Here is a 17994-nt window from a genome sequence, read left to right as displayed (position 1 = left end):
ACTGTGATACAACAATTGATTAAAGACCCTGTTCAGTTGGTGCGCAAATACCCCAGCGTGCCTTTAACGGTGGATTGTGCGATTTTTGGTTTCGATGAGAATGAGCTGAAAGTGCTTGTGATCAAGAGTGATCTGGAGCAATTCAAGGATAAATACTCGCTATTAGGTGATATTGTAAAAAGTGATGAAGAACTGGATGATGCGGCGTATCGTGTGCTGAAAGAGCGTACAGGTATGACGGATGTATTTCTAGAACAGGTAAGAACATTCAGTCATCCGAGAAGACATCCGGGTGGTCGTGTAGTTACAGCGGCGTATTGTTCCTTGTTGAACATACAGCACCATCAGTTAAAGATTACAGACAATGATTTACACTGGCATAGTGTGAATTCGCTCACAGAAATGGCTTTTGATCATAAAGAGATTCTGGATACTTGCTATGCATGGCTGCAAAAAAATATTCAGGAACATCCGGTAGGCTTTAATCTTTTGCCAGATAAATTTTCGCTGCGCGAATTGCAGAATCTGTATGAAGCGATTCTGGGTATGCGTCTCGACAGAAGGAATTTCCGAAAGAAATTTGCGTCAATGGATTTATTGATTGACCTGAATGAGATGGAGCAGGATGTGCCACATCGTCCAGGCAAGCTGTATAAGTTCAACTTCGAGAAATACGAGTTGCGCAAGCGCAAATGGATTGGAATTGATTTCTAATCTTATAAAGAGCCGCCTTCCACCAAAATAGATTCAACTGTAATCTCTTGTACAAAAGTGCTGCCATTTAAGCGGCTCATCATTCTGTTGAAAGCTGTTTTCCCAAGTTTGCTGCCGCTTGTCTCTACATAAGTAATCTCGGGATAGTAGAGCTTGGGTAATACCCCATTGCTGATGGAAATGATCCCTGTTTCCTTGGGTATTTTCACTCGCAATAATTGTAAGGCTTTCATGGTGCCGGCTAGAATTTCATCACTCATGCAAAACACGACATCCGGCTTTGTCTCTTGCTGGTATTGATCGTGCGTAAGGTCAAATGCCTCTTTGGTGCTGTTCGCATGAACAACTTGAAGCTTGGCTGTAGCGATATTTTTTTCAAAAGCGGCTTTGAAAGCAGCCATTCTTTTCTTGGTGATAGAGAGGTTGGGGTTGCCTAAGATTGCCAGCACTTGTTTCTTTTGCTTACTAATGATGCGCTCTGCTGCAATACCGGCTGCTTCAATATCGCCTGTGCAAACCTTATTACAAGCTTCAAAATCCGGAACCTTATCAAAAAAGATAACAGGTATGCCTGCATCTTCCAGTTTTAAAAATGGTTGTACATCTTTAGTATTGGGGGTGATGCAGGCAAAAACGCCGCTTACCCGGTTTTGCTTACATAATCGAAGATTGCTTAATTCTGTTTCCGGATTATCACCTGATTGAAGGATGATAACGGTATAACCATTTTTACGACTCTCTTCTTCGATAGCTTGTATGCAGGATTCATAAAAGTGGTTCGATACGGTAGGTACCAGCAAACCGAATATGCGGCTATCCTTGGTCCGAAGTTGAATAGCAAACGCATTTGGTTCATACTCAAGGGATTCTGCCAGTTCTCTTACACGTTTCTTGGTCTGCTCAGAGATGTCGGGGTGGTTTTTGAGTGCTCTTGAAACGGTAGAAATACTTAGCCCAAGGCTTTGTGAAATTTTCTTCAGGGTAATGTTAGACATGGCTTTTCTCTATGGCCCGGTCAAGGTAAGATAATTTTCCACAACAAACATTTTCGCAAACGTTTGCGGTGTATTTATTTAAAAATCAGCACGTTAAAATGCAGCAGAAAAATAATTTCAGGTGTCAAATGGCGTTAATAAGCCTGCTATTGGCTTGCCAGAATTGCCATCATTCATGAGAAAACTAACGAAAGCTGCTATGCATACCTTACTGTGCTCCTTACAGTTTTGTCTATTTGAAAATCCCCCAAAGCAAAATTTTATTTAACAATTCTTTCATAAACCAAAAATGTGTGTATTTTACATGACCATCCTAAACAACTGAATATGACTCTAACAAAGCTCGCCAGACTGGCCCTTGGGGCCATTGTAGCGCTGTGTGTTTCTGTCTCAGCGCTGGCACAGAACAAACAAGTAACCGGAAAGGTCACCGATGCAAAGGACGGCTCTGCCCTTCCTTCAGTTTCCGTGACAGTTAAAGGAGAGAAAGCAGGTACCCAAACAGGTGCCGACGGTAGTTTCCGTATCAATGTTTCCTCCAATGCAACTTTGGTATTCTCCATTATTGGCTATGAAAAGAAAGAAGTAGCTGTTGGAAGTAATACCACTATTAATGTATCACTTGCTGCTACCAACGAACAGTTGGGTGAAGTAGTGGTGGTAGGTTATGGTAGCCGTAAGGTTAAAGACCTTACCGGTTCTGTAGCCAATGTAACAACAAAAGACTTTAACAAGGGTCAGATTGCTTCTCCTGATCAATTGCTCCAGGGTCGTACAGCCGGTGTGTTGGTAACGCCTGCAACTGGTGAACCTGGTGCTGCTGCAACCATCAACATTCGCGGTACTGGTTCTATCAGCGGTGCGCAAGAGCCATTGTACGTAGTGGATGGAGTGCCCCTCGGTCAGGGCGGAACCCTGGGTTCTGCTAGTGGTGTTGAAGGTGGTACTACTGCCAGAAACCCATTGATCTTCTTAAACCCTAACGATATTGAAAGCATCACTGTACTGAAAGACGCTTCTGCTGCCGCTATCTATGGTTCAAGAGGTGCAAACGGTGTAATCCTGATTACTACTAAGAGTGGTAAGGGTGGCCGTAACGGTTCTTTCAATTTCAGTGCAACTACCAACATTGCTACTACTGCTAAGCGTTACGATCTGATGAATCCTTCAGACTTCCTGCAGGCAGCTAAGAAAGCCAATATCGATGGTGGTGCAGACCCCACAGCTGCTGCTGAAGCGGTTAGACTGATTGATAATGGTGCTTCTACTGATTGGCAGGATGAAATCTTCCGTACTGCTATTTCTCAGAACTACAACCTTAGCTGGGGTTATAATGTAGGCGGTACTACTGCTCGTTTGAGTGGTTCATACGATGATCAGCAGGGTATCATTCGTAACAGTGCATTGAAGCGTTTAACTGCTCGTGCTAACGTTACACAGATGCTGATGAACAATAAGCTGAAATTAGAATTAACAACAACCTATTCTAATACAAAGAACCAGTATCCTCCATTGTCTAACAATGCCGGCTATCAGGGTAGCTTGCTGGGTGCTGCTTTACAGCTGAATCCTACAAACCCTGTATATAATGCAGATGGTTCATTCTTCCAGCCTGGTGATCAGCGTAACCCTGTTCAGATGCTGTCATATTTCGATGATCGCGATTATATCAACCGTTTCCTGAATAACTTGTCTGCTTCATACCAAATCACTAAAGACCTTTCTTACAAGATTGTATTTGGTTATGATAGAAGTAAGTCTGTTCGTACTTCATTTGCTGACCCTCGTTTGGGTGCTAACGCTTATGGTGGTACTACCAACATCTTTGGCCGTGATTTGGGTAACCCCATTCAGGGTAATGGTCGTATGACTGAGCAGACTTTGCAGAATACTTCAACTTTGTTGGAGCAGTATCTGACTTATGACAAAGATTTCGGTAAGAGCAATCTGAATGCTGTATTGGGTTTCTCTAATCAAAGTTTCCAGTCTGAATATTCAGGCCGTGTTGGTTGGGGTATCAATTCACCAGTTGTGAATCCGAATGATGTATTTAATAAAGATGTGAGCGCCTTTAAGAACTATGCAAACTTTGTTCCAGGTTTTGATAAAAACTCACTTCAGTCATTCTTTACTCGTGTAAACTATTCTTACGCTGATAAGTATTTCCTGACTGCAACATTGCGTGCGGATGGTTCATCTAAGTTTGGTACCAACAACCGTTATGGTGTATTCCCTGCCTTCGCCTTCAAGTGGCGCGTTATGCAGGAAGAATGGGCACAAAATGCCTTGGGTGGTATCTTCAGCGACCTGAGTGTAAGAGCCAACTATGGTGTACTGGGTAGCCAGGATAACCTCGGTTCTTACGCAGCCCTGAACCTGCAGCAGAAGTTTGATCCAGTTGCTGGTACTGTTGATGGTCCAGCTGCAACTACTCGTTTCATTCAGCAGGGTAATCCTGATCTGAAGTGGGAGCAAGTAGCAACAACTGGTTTCGGTGTTGATTTCACAACCAAGAACAGAAGATTGTCTGTAACAGTTGATTATTACAATACGCAACGTACCAACATGTTGTTCTTTGCACCAACACCTGGTGGTTTTGCACCAACAGCTTTCTGGTGGATCAACTTAGATGGTAAGGTAATCAACAAAGGTTGGGAAGTAAGTGTTAACTACAAGATCGTTGATGGTAAGAAATTCAAGTGGGATGTTAACTACAACATGACTACCGTAAACAACAATATCGAAGGTTTACCAACACCAATTAATACTGGTGCTGTAAGCGGACAGGGTCTGACTGGTGCATTTGCCCAGACACTGACCAATGGCAACCCAATCTTTACTTGGTCTATGCCTGTGTTCCAAGGCTTCGATGGTAACGGTAACGCACGTTATGCAAAAGGTGCTGCTAACCAATTGGTTGGTACAGCATTGCCTAACTTCTTTGCTGGTTTAACCAATAATTTCAGCTACGGCAGATGGAATCTGAGCGTTTTTGCTAACGCAGTAACAGGTTTCTACGTATATAATAATACAGCCAACGCCCTCTTCCTGAAAGGTAGCTTGCGTAACGGCCGTAACGTAACCAATGAAGTTGGTAAGGGTCCAGAGAATCCTTTCAACCCAGGTTCAGTTTCTACACGATTCTTGGAGAAGGGTGATTTCATCCGTCTGGCGAACGTGAACCTGAGCTATGTGTTCGACATCAAGAACAGCAAAGTGATCAAGTCACTCTCTGTTTTCGCATCTGGTCAGAACCTGGCTTTGATCACCAACTACAGCGGTATCGATCCTGAAGTAAACGTTGACAAAAACATCAACGGTATTCCTTCAAGAGGTTTCGATTATACGCAGTATCCTAAGCCAAGAGTGTTCACTATTGGTGCTAACATCGGTTTCTAATTCTGAACTAACAAACTAGATAATATGAAAACGAATATGAAAAAATATATCCTACCGGTTCTGGCTGCAGGTGTGCTGGGTGTAACCTCCTGTAGTAAACTGGAACCTGAGTTGGGCGGCCCTAACTCTATTGCACCCGCTACATCAAGCGGTGCGCCAACACCTCCATCTATCGCTGCTGTTTATGAGCAGTTGAACCAGTTGGTTGGTCAGTATGGTTATCAGGCATTACAAGAACATTCTACAGATGAACTGATGGGACCTACCCGCGGTACAGACTGGGATGACTTCGGTACATGGCGTCGTCTGCACCTCCACACTTGGGGTCCTGACCACAACCAGGTTAACGATGTATGGAATGGCTTGAATGGTGCATTGTTCCAAACAACACTCGTTGCTGAAACTGCTACTGGTCTTACCAAGGCTGAGGGTCAGTTCCTGCGTGGTTTCTTCCGTTTCCTCGTATGTGATCTGTATGGTCAGGTTCAAAGCCGTCCTGCAAGCTCACCAGCAGCAGCAATTCCATCTGTAATTTCAAGAGCAAATGTGATTGACAGTATTATCACTGAAGTTGAAACTGCTGTTACTACACTGCCTGCATTCAATGGTACAAACAGAGCACAGGCTACTAAGGAAGCTGCTTGGGCATTGCTGGCTAAAGCTTATTTGAACAAAGGTGTTTATAAGCAAGATCCTACTAAACCTGAAGGACCTTATACATTCAGCTCTGCTGATATGAATAAAGTGATTCAGTACTGCGATAATATCATGGCGAATTCACTGTTGCAGTTGGATACTTACTACTGGGATAACTTCAAGTGGGATAATGGTACCGCTTCTACAGAGAATATCTTCATCCGTAAGAATGGCGGTGATTCAAGAGCAGGTAACGGTACCAATATGGTATGGGCAACTTGTATGGGTTGGCACTATAACCAGCGTCCTTCTGGCTGGAATGGTTTCACTACACTGTCTGATTTCTACGATAGCTTCGAAGATGGTGATCAGCGTAAGCGCGATACCGTTGCTGGCTTTACCAATCGTGTAGGTTCTACTGCAGGTTTCCTTGTTGGTCAGGCTTACGGTCCTGTTAGCAGATCTAACAATAAGCAGCCTGGTTCTGTAGGTGATCCTGTAGGTCCTCTTTACGATCGTTCTGGTAACCCGCTGGTCTTTACACGTAATGCAAGTATCTTCTTCAATGGTGAAGCAAGTGGTATCCGTGTAAATAAATTCCTGTTGGATCCTAACTCTATCAACGATGGTGGTTGGGGTAGCTCAAACGAATTCACCTTCTTCCGTTTAGCAGATGTAATGCTGATGAAAGCTGAAGCTATCCTGCGTGGTGGTACAGCTACCGGCGGTCAGACTGCTTTGAGCTTGGTGAATGCAGTGCGTACTTCAAGAAAAGCTTCTGCGTTGTCTGCAGTAACACTGACTACGTTGTTAGCTGAAAGAGGTCGTGAACTGTACATTGAAGGTTGGAGAAGAAATGACATGATTCGTTTCGGTGCATTCAACAATCCTGTTCAAGAAAGACCAAACAAGTCTGATGGTTATAAAGTGGTATATCCAATCCCAACCATCTCTCTGTCGTCTAACCCTAACCTGAAGCAAAACTTCGGTTACTAAGTTTCTCTCATATTCAGTAAAAAGGCTGCCCTCAAGGCAGCCTTTTTTAACTTATGTTCGATTGATTTCATTTTATCTACAAACACTGAATGCTTATTTTTAGCGAATGATGCAGTGCAGATTTTTTTTGTTTGCCTTATTGCTTGTTGGACTGTTTGCTTGTAAAGAACAGCGGCGAAAAGATGCTCGTTTTACACTGGTTACCAATTCAAATATCCGTTTCACGAATACCTTGAAGGAAACCAAAGAGTTCAATGTATTCAAGTACAGAAATTTTTATAATGGTGGAGGAGTAGCAACCGGTGATTTAAACAATGATGGGCTGCCGGAAGTTTTTTTTACAGCCAATCAAGGGGCTAATAAGTTATACCTCAATAAGGGTAACCTACAGTTTGAAGATGTTTCGCAGCAAGCGGGATTTGGTGATAAACCACAATGGAGTACAGGTGTGGTTTTTGTTGATATCAACAACGATGGCTGGTTAGATATCTATGTGTGTAATGCTGGTAATATGATGGAGCCTGCTTTGCGCAAGAATCAATTATTCATCAATAATCATAATCTCACGTTTACAGATAGTGCTGCTGCTTATGGTTTGGACGATAGTGGCTATACTACACATGCATCCTTTTTTGATTATGACATGGATGGCGATTTGGATTGCTTTATAGCGAATAACAGTCCTATTCCCGTGAACACGCTTAATTATGGAAATACCCGGCAAATACCAGCTGAAAAGGCCAATGTAGCTGAGTTTCTGCGCGGTGGCGGGGATCATCTCTATCGTAATGATAATGGTCGTTTTAAAGAAGTAACGCATGAAGCCGGCATTTATGGAAGTATTATCAGTTTTGGTTTAGGCGTCACTATCGGTGATGTGAATGCAGATGGCTGGCCGGATATTTATGTATCTAATGATTTTTTTGAAAAAGATTATCTCTACATCAATCAACAAAACGGCACGTTCAAAGATGAACTGGAGCAACGTATGCAGCACATCAGTTTATCATCAATGGGTGCAGATATTCAGGATATCAATAACGACGGCAAGCCGGATATTTTCACCACAGATATGTTGCCTGGTGACGATTATCGTTTAAAGACAAACACTTCCTTTGAAGGATATGATGTATTCAGATTAAAACAGCAACAAGGTTTCTATAATCAATACACGCAAAATGCATTGCAGGTAAATGATGGTACGGGCCATTTTCTGGAAACAGGATTTTTCAGCGGGGTTGCTGCTAGTGATTGGAGCTGGGGTGCATTAATGTTTGACGCAGATAATGACGGATTATCGGATATCCTTGTCTGCAATGGAATTTATCGTGATGTGACAGACCAGGACTTTATCGATTTCTTCGCCAACGATGTGGTGCGGCAAATGGTAGTGACCGGTAAGAAGGAAGAAGTCAGCACCATTATCAATAAAATGCCTTCCGTTCCTGTAGCAAATAAATTGTTTCGCAACTCTGGCGGATTAAGGTTTCAGGATCAGGGAAACGATTGGGGCTTTGATCAACCCAGTTTTTCCAACGGCGCTGCTTACGCAGATTTAGATAATGATGGTGATCTTGATTTGGTCATCAGCAATGTGAATCAGGAAGCCATGGTTTATCGAAACAATACCAGAGAAAAAGATAAAACTGGTTATATCGCATTCAGCTTACAGTATCAAACTCCCAACTTGCAGGCAATAGGTGCACAGATTAAATTATATTGTAAAGATCAGCTGATCAGTAGAACCATCCTGCCTGCGCGTGGCTTTCAATCATCTGTAGAATACAAGCAAACAATTGGTTTGGGTAAATGGAAACCTGATTCGGTTATCATAATCTGGCCAGATCAGCAAGAAACTGTGCTGGGTGCGCTGGCAACAGACTCCTTACACACAATTAATTATGCTGCAGTTAGTAAGCGTAAGCCAGTAAAGAAAACTGCAACTGCTGAATCCGGAATTTTTGCGCGAGTAAATACACCATTTGCGCAAAGCAAGGAAGATGAATATGTAGACTTCTACTATGAGCGCAATATCCCTTTTATGCTCTCGCGTGTTGGGCCAAAAGCTGCTACCGGCGATGTAAATGGCGACGGGAAAGCAGATATCTATATTGGTGGTACAAAGGATGTGCCCGGTAAATTATACCTCCAAACCAATACAGGTTTTCAGCAACACAATGTTCCTGATTTTAGTAAGTTTCATTTCAGTGATATCAATGCTGCAATCTTTCTTGATGCAGATAAAGATGGTGATTTGGATCTGTACACGGGTGGTGGAGGTAATTTTGCTGCGGCCAGTGCAAACGTATATCAGCAACAGCTTTTCTTGAATGATGGTAAAGCTAATTTCACACTTAAAGCTGGTGCAACACCGCTCAATGCAACCAATACTGGCGTTTTACTTTCATTAGATTTTGATGGCGACGGTGATTTGGATATTTTCTCAGGCAGCAGAAGCCAGCCCCAGGATTATGGAACTACACCTGCATCATATTTATTAGAGAATGATGGCAAAGGAAATTTCACAGATGTTACCAGCACAAAAGCGCCTATACTGCAGCAGCTTGGCATGATCACCTGCGCAGTGTGGCAGCCATTAGCAAATGGCCAAGCCCAAGTACTCACGATTGTAGGTGAATGGATGGCACCAAGATCTTTTCAGTTCAATAATGGCAAATGCATTGAGCTTGATAATGGATTGAAAAATTATCTGGGTTGGTGGCAAAATATCAAAGCTGCAGATATTGATTTGGATGGGGATACTGATTTTGTCTTGGGTAATCTTGGAGAGAACTTCTATCTCAAGCCTGCTGTTAATCAGCCTGTGCGGATGTGGATCAAGGATTTTGATGGCAATGGTATTGCGGATAAAATCCTCACACAAACGATCAATGGAAAAGATATGCCGGTGTTTACTAAACGTGAAATCACCGATCAGTTACCTTCCTTGAAAAAAGGTAATCTGAAACATACAGATTTTGCCAAGAAGACTGTGCAAGACTTATTCGGTGATGCGATAAAATCAGCACAGAAACTAGAAGTGAATGATGCGGCATCTTATGTGGCTATCAATAATGGGAAAGGACAATTCACGATGCAGAAACTTCCTTTGGCGGTGCAACTAACTTCCATGAATGCCATACAGCTTACTGATATCAATGGAGATCGTTATCTGGATATAGTTTGTGCAGGCAATTTCTTTGATCTGTTACCGCAGTTCTGCAGAATTGATGGCGGGTATGGACAAGTATTGGTGAATAATCAGAAAGGCGGTTTCACAGCTATGCCAGTAACACAAACAGGCTTACGTATACAGGGTGCTGTCAGAGATATTGCAGTATTACAGCAGCATCAACAAGAGCTGTATGTTTTTCTGCAAAATAATGATGTCCCCTTGGCCTATTCATTGCGCAAATAAATTGCATGCTCAAAAAGCGTTTTAATATTATTTATCTCTTTGTGCTCTTTTGTATTGGCACAGCTGCATTACAGGCATGTTCTTCCAAAGAGTCGGGTAGTTCTTTGTTCTCTGTTCTTGATAGCAGTAAAACGGGTATTGCATTTGCTAACCGACTTCAACCTACACCGGAGTTCAACTTGTTTTCCTATATGTATTACTACAACGGGGCAGGTGTAGGCGCCGGTGATTTTAATCAGGATGGATTAACTGATCTTTTTTTCGCTGCCAGTCAGCATGCTAACGCGCTTTACTTAAATAAGGGCAAACTACAATTTGAGGATGTTTCTCTAAAAGCGGGTATACCGCAAGATAGCAGCTGGAGTACAGGTGTTTCTGTAGTGGATATCAATAATGATGGTCTACTTGATATATATGTTTGCAAAGTTGGTCGATATAAGGTCTTGAAGGGAAGCAATCAGTTATTGGTTTGTGATAGTATTGATCAGCAAGGTATTCCTCATTACCGCGAGCGTGCCAAAGAATTTGGTCTCGACTTTTCAGGATTTAGTACGCATGCAGCTTTTCTGGATTATGACGGCGATAATGATCTGGATATGTTTTTGCTAAACCATTCTGTGAATCATGATGGCAACTATGCGCCAAGAGATATCTTTAGCAATACTTATGATTCGCTCGCCGGACAGCGTTTATACCGAAATGATCAAAAAATAGTTGCAGGTTCTACACAGCCTTATTTTACTGATGTAACCAAAGTCTCTGGTATTAATGGCAGCAAGATTGGTTATGGTTTGGGTGTGGCGGTTGCTGATATTAATAACGATGGCTGGCCCGATATCTATGTAGGTAATGATTTCCACGAGAATGATTATCTCTATATCAATCAACGAAATGGTCGCTTTCAGGAAGAGAATACCAAACAGCTCAACCATACCAGTCAGTTCAGTATGGGCGTGGATGTGGCTGATGTGAACAATGATGCTTTCCCGGAAATCGTCTCTATGGATATGCTTCCTGATGATCCTTATATGCTGCGCAGATCATTGGCAGAAGATGATTATACTATTTTTCAGCAGAAAATCTTTTACGGATATACTTATCAGTATGCACGCAACAATCTTCAGCTGAATAGACGAAACGGTTCTTTCAGTGAGGTAGGCCAGTTCTCAGGTATTCATGCAACCGACTGGAGCTGGGCTGCACTGTGGATGGATTTCAATAATGACGGAGATAAAGACTTGTTTGTATCCAATGGTATTCCCAAGCGCATGAATGATATTGATTATATCAATTTTGTATCAGGCGATGATATTCAACAAAAACTCCGCACCAATGCCATTCGAGATCAGGACTTGTCTCTGACAAATAAATTCCCTGAGATTAAAATTCCCAACCAGTTTTTCCTGAATAAAGGCAATCTGCATTTTAATAACCTTACGGATAGTATTCAGCAGAATACACCAACATTTTCAAACGGTGCTATTTACGCTGATCTGGACAATGATGGCGACCTGGATATTGTGGTGAACAATATTGGCGATCCCGCGATGATTTATCAGAACAATACCAATGAGGTTCAACAACAAAACAAGTTTACAAGTTTGGTGATACAAAATGCACCTGCAAATCATTTTGCCATTGGTGCAAGAGTGGTATTGTTTAGTAAGGATAAAGTTCGCTCGTATGAACAGCAGCCAGTTCACGGCTTTCAATCCAGTATGCTCACGGCAATGCACATTGGTCTTGCACATGAACCGGTTGACTCAGCCATATTGATCTGGCCTGATCAACGTTATCAAAAAATTACACTACACTCCAATAAGCGAGATACCATCGTATATCAAGCCGGGTTGCCAAAATTTGATTATAGCCGGTTACATACGAAGTCTGCAACCAGTTTATCCGTCTTGAAAGATATTACTACAGCAACGGGATTGAATTACCGCCATGAAGAAAATATTTTCAATGAGTTCAACCGGGAACCGCTTATGCCAACTATGGTATCAACGGAAGGTCCTGCAGTAGCAGTTGCAGATATTAATCATGATGGATTAGAGGATGTATTTGCTGGCGCATCCAAAGGCTTTCCGGCTGCTGTTTTTTTGCAGACTATTCCCGGTAGTTTTCAGCGTTTATCGCAGCCTGCTTTACAACAGGATTCGATGTGGGAGCATGTAGATGCAGTATGGGTGGATATCAACAAAGACACACATCCTGATCTCTTGATAGCAACAGGCGGTAATGAGTTTTATGGAAATGATGAACACCAGCAGCCATTGTTGTATATGAATGATGGCAAGGGTAAGCTGACAAAAGCCATCAATGCTTTCCCAAATGTCTATGGCACATTTGCTAAGCTGGCTGTGCATGATGTGAATCAGGATGGCTATCCGGATATATTTCTTGCGGGTAGGGTAGAGCCATGGAAATATGGTGTTACACCGAGATCTTATTTGTTGTTGAATAATCAGCAGAATGGATTTAGAGATGTAACTGCTACTTATAGTAAAGACTTATTGTACCCGGGCATGATCACTGATGCGCATTGGGTAGATATTGATCAGAATGGACAAAAAGATTTATTGCTCAGCGCAGAGTGGGGTGGCATCGATGTTTTTCTGAATGAGGGTAAAACCTATAAAAAGCAATCACTCACAAATCTGCATGGATGGTGGCAAACCTGTGTGCCGGTAGATTTAGATTCAGATGGTGACCTGGATATTGTTGCTGGTAATTTTGGTTTGAACAGTAGGCTGAAAGCCTCTGCCAAAGAGCCAGTGAAATTGTATGTGAATGATTTTGATGATAATGGCAGTGCAGAGCAGATCATGACATATTTTCTGAAGGGTAACGAAATATGTTTCTCCAGTAAAACCCAATTGGAGAAACGCATGCCTGTTCTAAAGAAGAAATTCTTGTATGCAGCTGATTTTGCCAAAGCTTCTATTAAGGACATATTCGGCAGTAAGAAATTAGCCGATGCGCAACAACTGTATGCAGATCATTTTGCCAATACAGTTTTCATCAATCAGGGTAAGATGCAATTCAAACCAGTTGGTTTACCTGATGAAGCTCAGTACTCCAGCTTGCGTGCTGTAATACCTTTGGCATCAGTTAAACCTAGTTTTCTGCTGGCTGGTAATTTTTATGAGTACAATGTGGAGATTGGCAGAATGGATGCTGATCAGGGTTTGATCATGCAAATAGGAAAACAGGGAGATGCAAATGTCTCTGCTATTTCCGGCATCAGTTTAAGCGGACAGATCAGAAAAATACTACCGATTACAATTAATGGTAAAAAAGCATATCTGCTTGCAAAGAATAATGGCAGCTGGCAGTTGCTGCAGCAATAAGCAATATTAATCAAATACAGGATAGTTCACCTGTGTGATCCATTGGCTGCTGTCAGCCTCTTTTCTTCTGTCTGTAATCAAGGTTTGAAAAGGTATGGCAGGTGATTGCTTACGGTAATCCCTGATATAATTTTCTAGAGATGCTTCAGCATTTTCTACAGTAGTTGGGCCGCCCTTTACTTTCCCGATAATCATAAATCCAGGAACCATTTGTTTTACTGAATACTGTTCATTGGGCTGAACAGTTTCGGTAACGGGTAAAGCAGTCATCAGTTCTAACTGGTTGGGAGCTAACTCGCGGATATGCATGATGGGGGCTCCAATAATCTCACCGTTATGCGCCAGTATATATTTTTCCAATCCTTCAATCACTGCATAGATTTCCTGCGTGGTTGGTTGTTGCGCAAAAAGCTTTTTGGCAGACATCCAATTAAGTAAACTCACTTTGGTCTTTTCTATTTTGAAGCCATAGACATTCTCTGTGCGACTAAAAAAGTGCTGCAGGCTTGACAATAACTGCTTGGCATTTTGTTGGGCATAGCTGCCAAATAGTTGGGCAATTCTTTTCAGTGGATTACTGGAATATACTTGAGTGCCAATTACAACAAACTTGGTTTGGTTCTTAAGGTCTGGTAAAAACTGTACTTCTATTGCTGTTTTCTTGTTGTCTGAAACTGCATAAAAGCCATTCAGTAAAACTGATTGTACATAAAATCTTGTATCGTTAAACAGGACAACACTATCACTCAGAATTTGATCTGGCCACCATTTTTTCCATTCTTTGGTATTTACCATCAAACGGGTTACTGCATCCGTAGAACAGTCTATAGTGGCTTCATATTTTTTTTGTCGTTTGAAAGGAATGATCAAGAGCACCAGCGTAACAATCAGCAAGGTAGATACTGTGTACAAAGAAGTTTTTTTCATAGCCGTTCATTCAACTGATTAGGCTTGCAAAATACTTATTTCAAAAGGTTTTTGCGAAAATTAGGTGTGTCAAAACAGCTTGGTTAAATTCGTCACTATATTGTTCGTTCATGTGTAAGAAGCCGCAGTACTGCTTTGCAATCGTTTGCGTTCTTTTTGCTGCTTTTTTTTTCAGTGCTTGCACTGATAATCCTAAGCAGCAGGATACAGCTTTGTTTGAGCTATTGGAATCTGAGCGAACCGGAATTCGCTTTAGCAATATGCTTACGCCAAAGCCCGATTTCAACATGTTTACCTACATGTATTTTTATAATGGTGCCGGCGTAGGTGCTGGTGATTTCAATCAAGATGGGTTAACGGATCTTTTTTTTGCGGCCAATCAGCAGCCCAATGCACTTTACCTAAATAAGGGCAAGCTTCAATTTGAAGATGTTTCTGCTCAAACGGGTATACCTAGAGACAGTGCTTGGTCAACTGGTGTGTCAGTCGTTGATATCAATAATGATGGCCTGCTCGATATCTATGTTTGTCGCGTTGGTAACTATGAAATCTTAAAGAGTCATAACCAGCTATTGGTTTGTACTGGTATTCAAAATGGTATTCCGCGGTTTGAGGAGAAGTCGACTGAATATGGATTAGATTTTTCAGGTTTCAGCACACAGGCTGCTTTTTTGGATTATGATTTGGATGGCGACTTGGATATGTTTTTACTGAATCATTCGGTTCATCAGAATGGCACATTTGGTCCGCGAAGTCAGTTTCTTGGTAAGTATCATCTGCTCTCTGGTGACAGATTATTCCGAAACGATGGAAAGAAGTTTACCGATGTTACCAAGCAATGCGGCATTGAAAGCTCTGCGATTAGCTATGGATTAGGTGTGGCTGTTGCGGACATTAATTTGGACGGCTGGCCGGATATCTATGTAGGGAATGATTTTCACGAGAATGATTATCTCTATATCAATGATCGAAATGGTCGGTTTCACGATGCTTCAGGTGATATGCTGATGCATACCAGTCAGTATTCCATGGGTGTAGATGTAGCGGATATCAATAATGATGCTTATCCTGAGATCATTTCTGCAGACATGCTGCCTCAGGATCCTTATATCCTGAAACGTTCATTGGGTGAAGATGCATATGATTTGTTTAACATGAAGATTCGTATCGGCTATCAGCATCAGTACACAAGAAATAACTTGCAACTAAACCGAAAGAATGGACTATTTAGTGAGGTAGGTAGATATAGCAATGTGTTTGCAACCGACTGGAGCTGGTCCACACTCTTCATAGACTTTGATAATGATGGTAAGAAAGATCTCTTCATTTCAAACGGTATTCCCAAAAGGTTGAATGATATTGACTATGTAAATTTTGTGTCCAACGAGGAATTGCAGTCGCGCATTAGAACTAGCTCCGTTACTGAAAAAGACTTTTCACTCATCAATCGCTATCCGGAAATTAAGATTCCGAATAAGTTTTACTTGAATAAAGGCGATGTAGCTTTTGATGATATTGCACCGCGTATCAAGAATGACAAACCTACTTTCTCCAACGGGGCTGTCTATGCAGATTTAGACAATGATGGTGATTTGGATATTGTGGTGAATAATATCGCTGATCCCGTAATGATATATCAGAATAAGCTCAATGATCAGCAACCAGCAGCTTATTTGTCCCTTACATTAAAAGGAAGCAAGAATAATAGCAATGCTATTGGTGCGCAGGTGTTGGTGTATCAGCAAAATGAAACACGTACCTATCTGAATTATGCGGTGAAGGGATTTCAATCAAGCATGCAGGTGCCCATGCTGATCGGTATGCAAGGTGCAAAGCCTGATTCAATTTTACTTGTATGGCCTGATCAAACCTATCAGCGTATTCAGTGGAAGGGAGAAAAGCAACTGTCACTTAGCTGGCAGAAAGGGTTACCCAAGTTTGATTTTACAAGATTACAAGCCAAGACTGTAGCGCTCGCAGAAGATATTACTGCAGCTACCAAATTAGTATATAAGCATACTGAGAATGATTTTGTAGAATTCGACCGCGAGCCATTGATGCCACATATGGTTTCTCGTGAAGGTCCGGCGCTAGCGGTGGCAGATATCAATCAGGATGGATTAGAAGATGTATTCATCGGCTCATCTAAAACCAGTATTCCGGCGGTCTTTTTGCAAAATGGTGCGGGACAGTTTACTCAAATGAAACAACCCGCATTGGTTGCTGATTCCGCTTACGAAGAAGTAGCGGCGGTATGGGTCGATGTGAACGGAGACAGTTATCCCGACTTAATCACAGCCTCAGGTGGTAATGAGTTTTTTGGTAATGATCCGCATCAGCAACCAAGGTGTTATCTGAATGATGGTAAAGGCAATCTTCATGTACAGGCCGATGCATTCAACAATATTTACCTCACTGCTTCTTGTATTGCAGTGGAAGATATCAACAAAGACGGCTTTCCTGATCTGTTTATTGGTGCAAGAGCTGTGCCCTGGGAATACGGTGCAAGACCAACTTCCTATTTATTACTCAACGATGGAAAAGGAAGATTTACAAATGCGACAGCAAGTCTTGCTCCAGCATTGAGTGATGCCGGCTTTGTAACGGGTGCTGTTTGGACAGATATCAATGGCGACAAGCAAAATGAATTAATTGTGTCTACCGAATGGGGAGGTATTGATGCATATGTTAAAAAGGGCCAATCGTATCAAAAGCAATCACTCATCAAACAAAAAGGTTGGTGGCAATTTGTTTCTGCTGCAGATATTGATGGAGATGGTGATCAGGACTTGATTGCAGGTAATCTTGGTTGGAACACTCGTTTGAAAGCTAGTGAAGCTCAGCCGGTACGGATGTACTACAATGATTTTGATGGTAACGGAAAGAAAGAGCAAATACTCACTTACTATCTTGGCGGAAAAGAAATACCCTTTGCCAATAAAGCGGAATTCGATAAAAAGCTGCCTTCTCTAAAAAAGCAATTTCTCTTCGCAGAAGATTTTGCTAAAGCCAGCTTAGCGCAATTATTGCCTGCAGATAAATTGGGTAATGCGACTGTATATGAGGCCAACTGGATGGCCAATAGCCTGCTCATCAATGATGGCAAAGGCAACTTCACGGTTCAGTTGATGCCATGGGAAGCGCAGTTATCACCTTTCAGGTCTGCTTATGCAGGCAAGGGACAAATCATGTTAGCTGGAAATTTCTATGAAAATAATGTAGAGATGGGGCGCTATGATGCAGACTTTGGTACCTTACTACATTGGCGTAATCAACAATGGGTGGCGTCTGTTTTACCGGGCTTGGCTATTAAAGGACAAATAAGGCAATTGCAGCCCATCACCATTAAGGGTGAGCGGGCCTTAATAGCTGTTCGCAACCATGCACCCGTATTGGTTTTCAGGCTTCGGAATCAGCAATAGATTTGATAAATTGTACTCACTTAATGCATACGTATGAAACGATTGTTCTGCTCCCTATTGGCAATATTATTGGTAGCAATTACTGTTGCACAAGATCCATGGAAGATCAGTGCCAGCAATTTTGATCCAAGAAA

Annotated in this window: 8 protein-coding genes; 6 read left to right on the top strand and 2 right to left on the bottom strand. The window is 42.0% G+C overall.

Annotated features, from left to right (window positions below):
- Nucleotides 1–3: 3 nt before the first annotated feature.
- Complete coding sequence (locus J0L83_09090; GenBank protein ID MBN8664716.1) at nucleotides 4–714, top strand: NUDIX hydrolase; 711 nt, start codon at nucleotides 4–6, stop codon at nucleotides 712–714.
- Nucleotides 715–716: 2 nt separating this feature from the next.
- Here J0L83_09090 and J0L83_09085 read toward each other — a convergent pair whose 3' ends face one another.
- Entirely contained in the window at nucleotides 717–1709 is a 993-nt protein-coding gene (locus J0L83_09085; GenBank protein MBN8664715.1) for a LacI family DNA-binding transcriptional regulator, read from the bottom strand.
- Nucleotides 1710–2036: 327 nt separating this feature from the next.
- Here J0L83_09085 and J0L83_09080 point away from each other — a divergent pair, with 327 nt between their 5' ends.
- The 4 genes from J0L83_09080 (at nucleotide 2037) to J0L83_09065 (ending at nucleotide 13511) form a co-directional block, all read left to right on the top strand.
- The gene (locus J0L83_09080) at nucleotides 2037–5108 is read left to right on the top strand and encodes a SusC/RagA family TonB-linked outer membrane protein (protein ID MBN8664714.1); all 3072 of its coding nucleotides are present in this window, start codon (nucleotides 2037–2039) and stop codon (nucleotides 5106–5108) included.
- Nucleotides 5109–5132: 24 nt separating this feature from the next.
- Nucleotides 5133–6740, top strand: a complete 1608-nt coding sequence (locus J0L83_09075) for a RagB/SusD family nutrient uptake outer membrane protein (protein ID MBN8664713.1) — start codon at nucleotides 5133–5135, stop codon at nucleotides 6738–6740.
- A gap of 109 nt (nucleotides 6741–6849) precedes the next feature.
- Complete coding sequence (locus J0L83_09070) at nucleotides 6850–10158, top strand: VCBS repeat-containing protein (protein ID MBN8664712.1); 3309 nt, start codon at nucleotides 6850–6852, stop codon at nucleotides 10156–10158.
- A complete protein-coding gene (locus J0L83_09065; protein MBN8664711.1) occupies nucleotides 10155–13511 on the top strand; it encodes a VCBS repeat-containing protein in 3357 nt (1118 codons plus the stop codon). The genes J0L83_09070 and J0L83_09065 overlap by 4 nt, the downstream gene beginning before the upstream one ends.
- Before the next feature lie 6 nt (nucleotides 13512–13517).
- On the opposite strand, the gene J0L83_09060 is transcribed toward J0L83_09065, so the two are convergent.
- Entirely contained in the window at nucleotides 13518–14438 is a 921-nt protein-coding gene (locus J0L83_09060; GenBank protein MBN8664710.1) for a hypothetical protein, read from the bottom strand.
- A 110-nt stretch (nucleotides 14439–14548) separates the two neighbouring features.
- Here J0L83_09060 and J0L83_09055 point away from each other — a divergent pair, with 110 nt between their 5' ends.
- On the top strand, nucleotides 14549–17860 hold the full coding sequence (locus J0L83_09055) for a VCBS repeat-containing protein (protein ID MBN8664709.1): 3312 nt from the start codon (nucleotides 14549–14551) through the stop codon (nucleotides 17858–17860).
- Nucleotides 17861–17994: the final 134 nt, after the last annotated feature.

This window comes from Chitinophagales bacterium, assembly GCA_017303835.1.
Lineage (GTDB): Bacteria > Bacteroidota > Bacteroidia > Chitinophagales > Chitinophagaceae > JAFLBI01.
This window is presented reverse-complemented; position numbering and strand designations above follow the sequence as displayed.

Bases quoted from the DNA above. Each gene is read 5' to 3' on its own strand.
- J0L83_09075 (MBN8664713.1), top strand. From the start codon at position 5,133: ATGAAAACGAATATGAAAAAATATATCCTACCGGTTCTGGCTGCAGGT.
- J0L83_09055 (MBN8664709.1), top strand. From the start codon at position 14,549: ATGTGTAAGAAGCCGCAGTACTGCTTTGCAATCGTTTGCGTTCTTTTT.
- J0L83_09085 (MBN8664715.1), bottom strand. From the start codon at position 1,709: ATGTCTAACATTACCCTGAAGAAAATTTCACAAAGCCTTGGGCTAAGT.
- J0L83_09070 (MBN8664712.1), top strand. From the start codon at position 6,850: ATGCAGTGCAGATTTTTTTTGTTTGCCTTATTGCTTGTTGGACTGTTT.
- J0L83_09080 (MBN8664714.1), top strand. From the start codon at position 2,037: ATGACTCTAACAAAGCTCGCCAGACTGGCCCTTGGGGCCATTGTAGCG.
- J0L83_09060 (MBN8664710.1), bottom strand. From the start codon at position 14,438: ATGAAAAAAACTTCTTTGTACACAGTATCTACCTTGCTGATTGTTACG.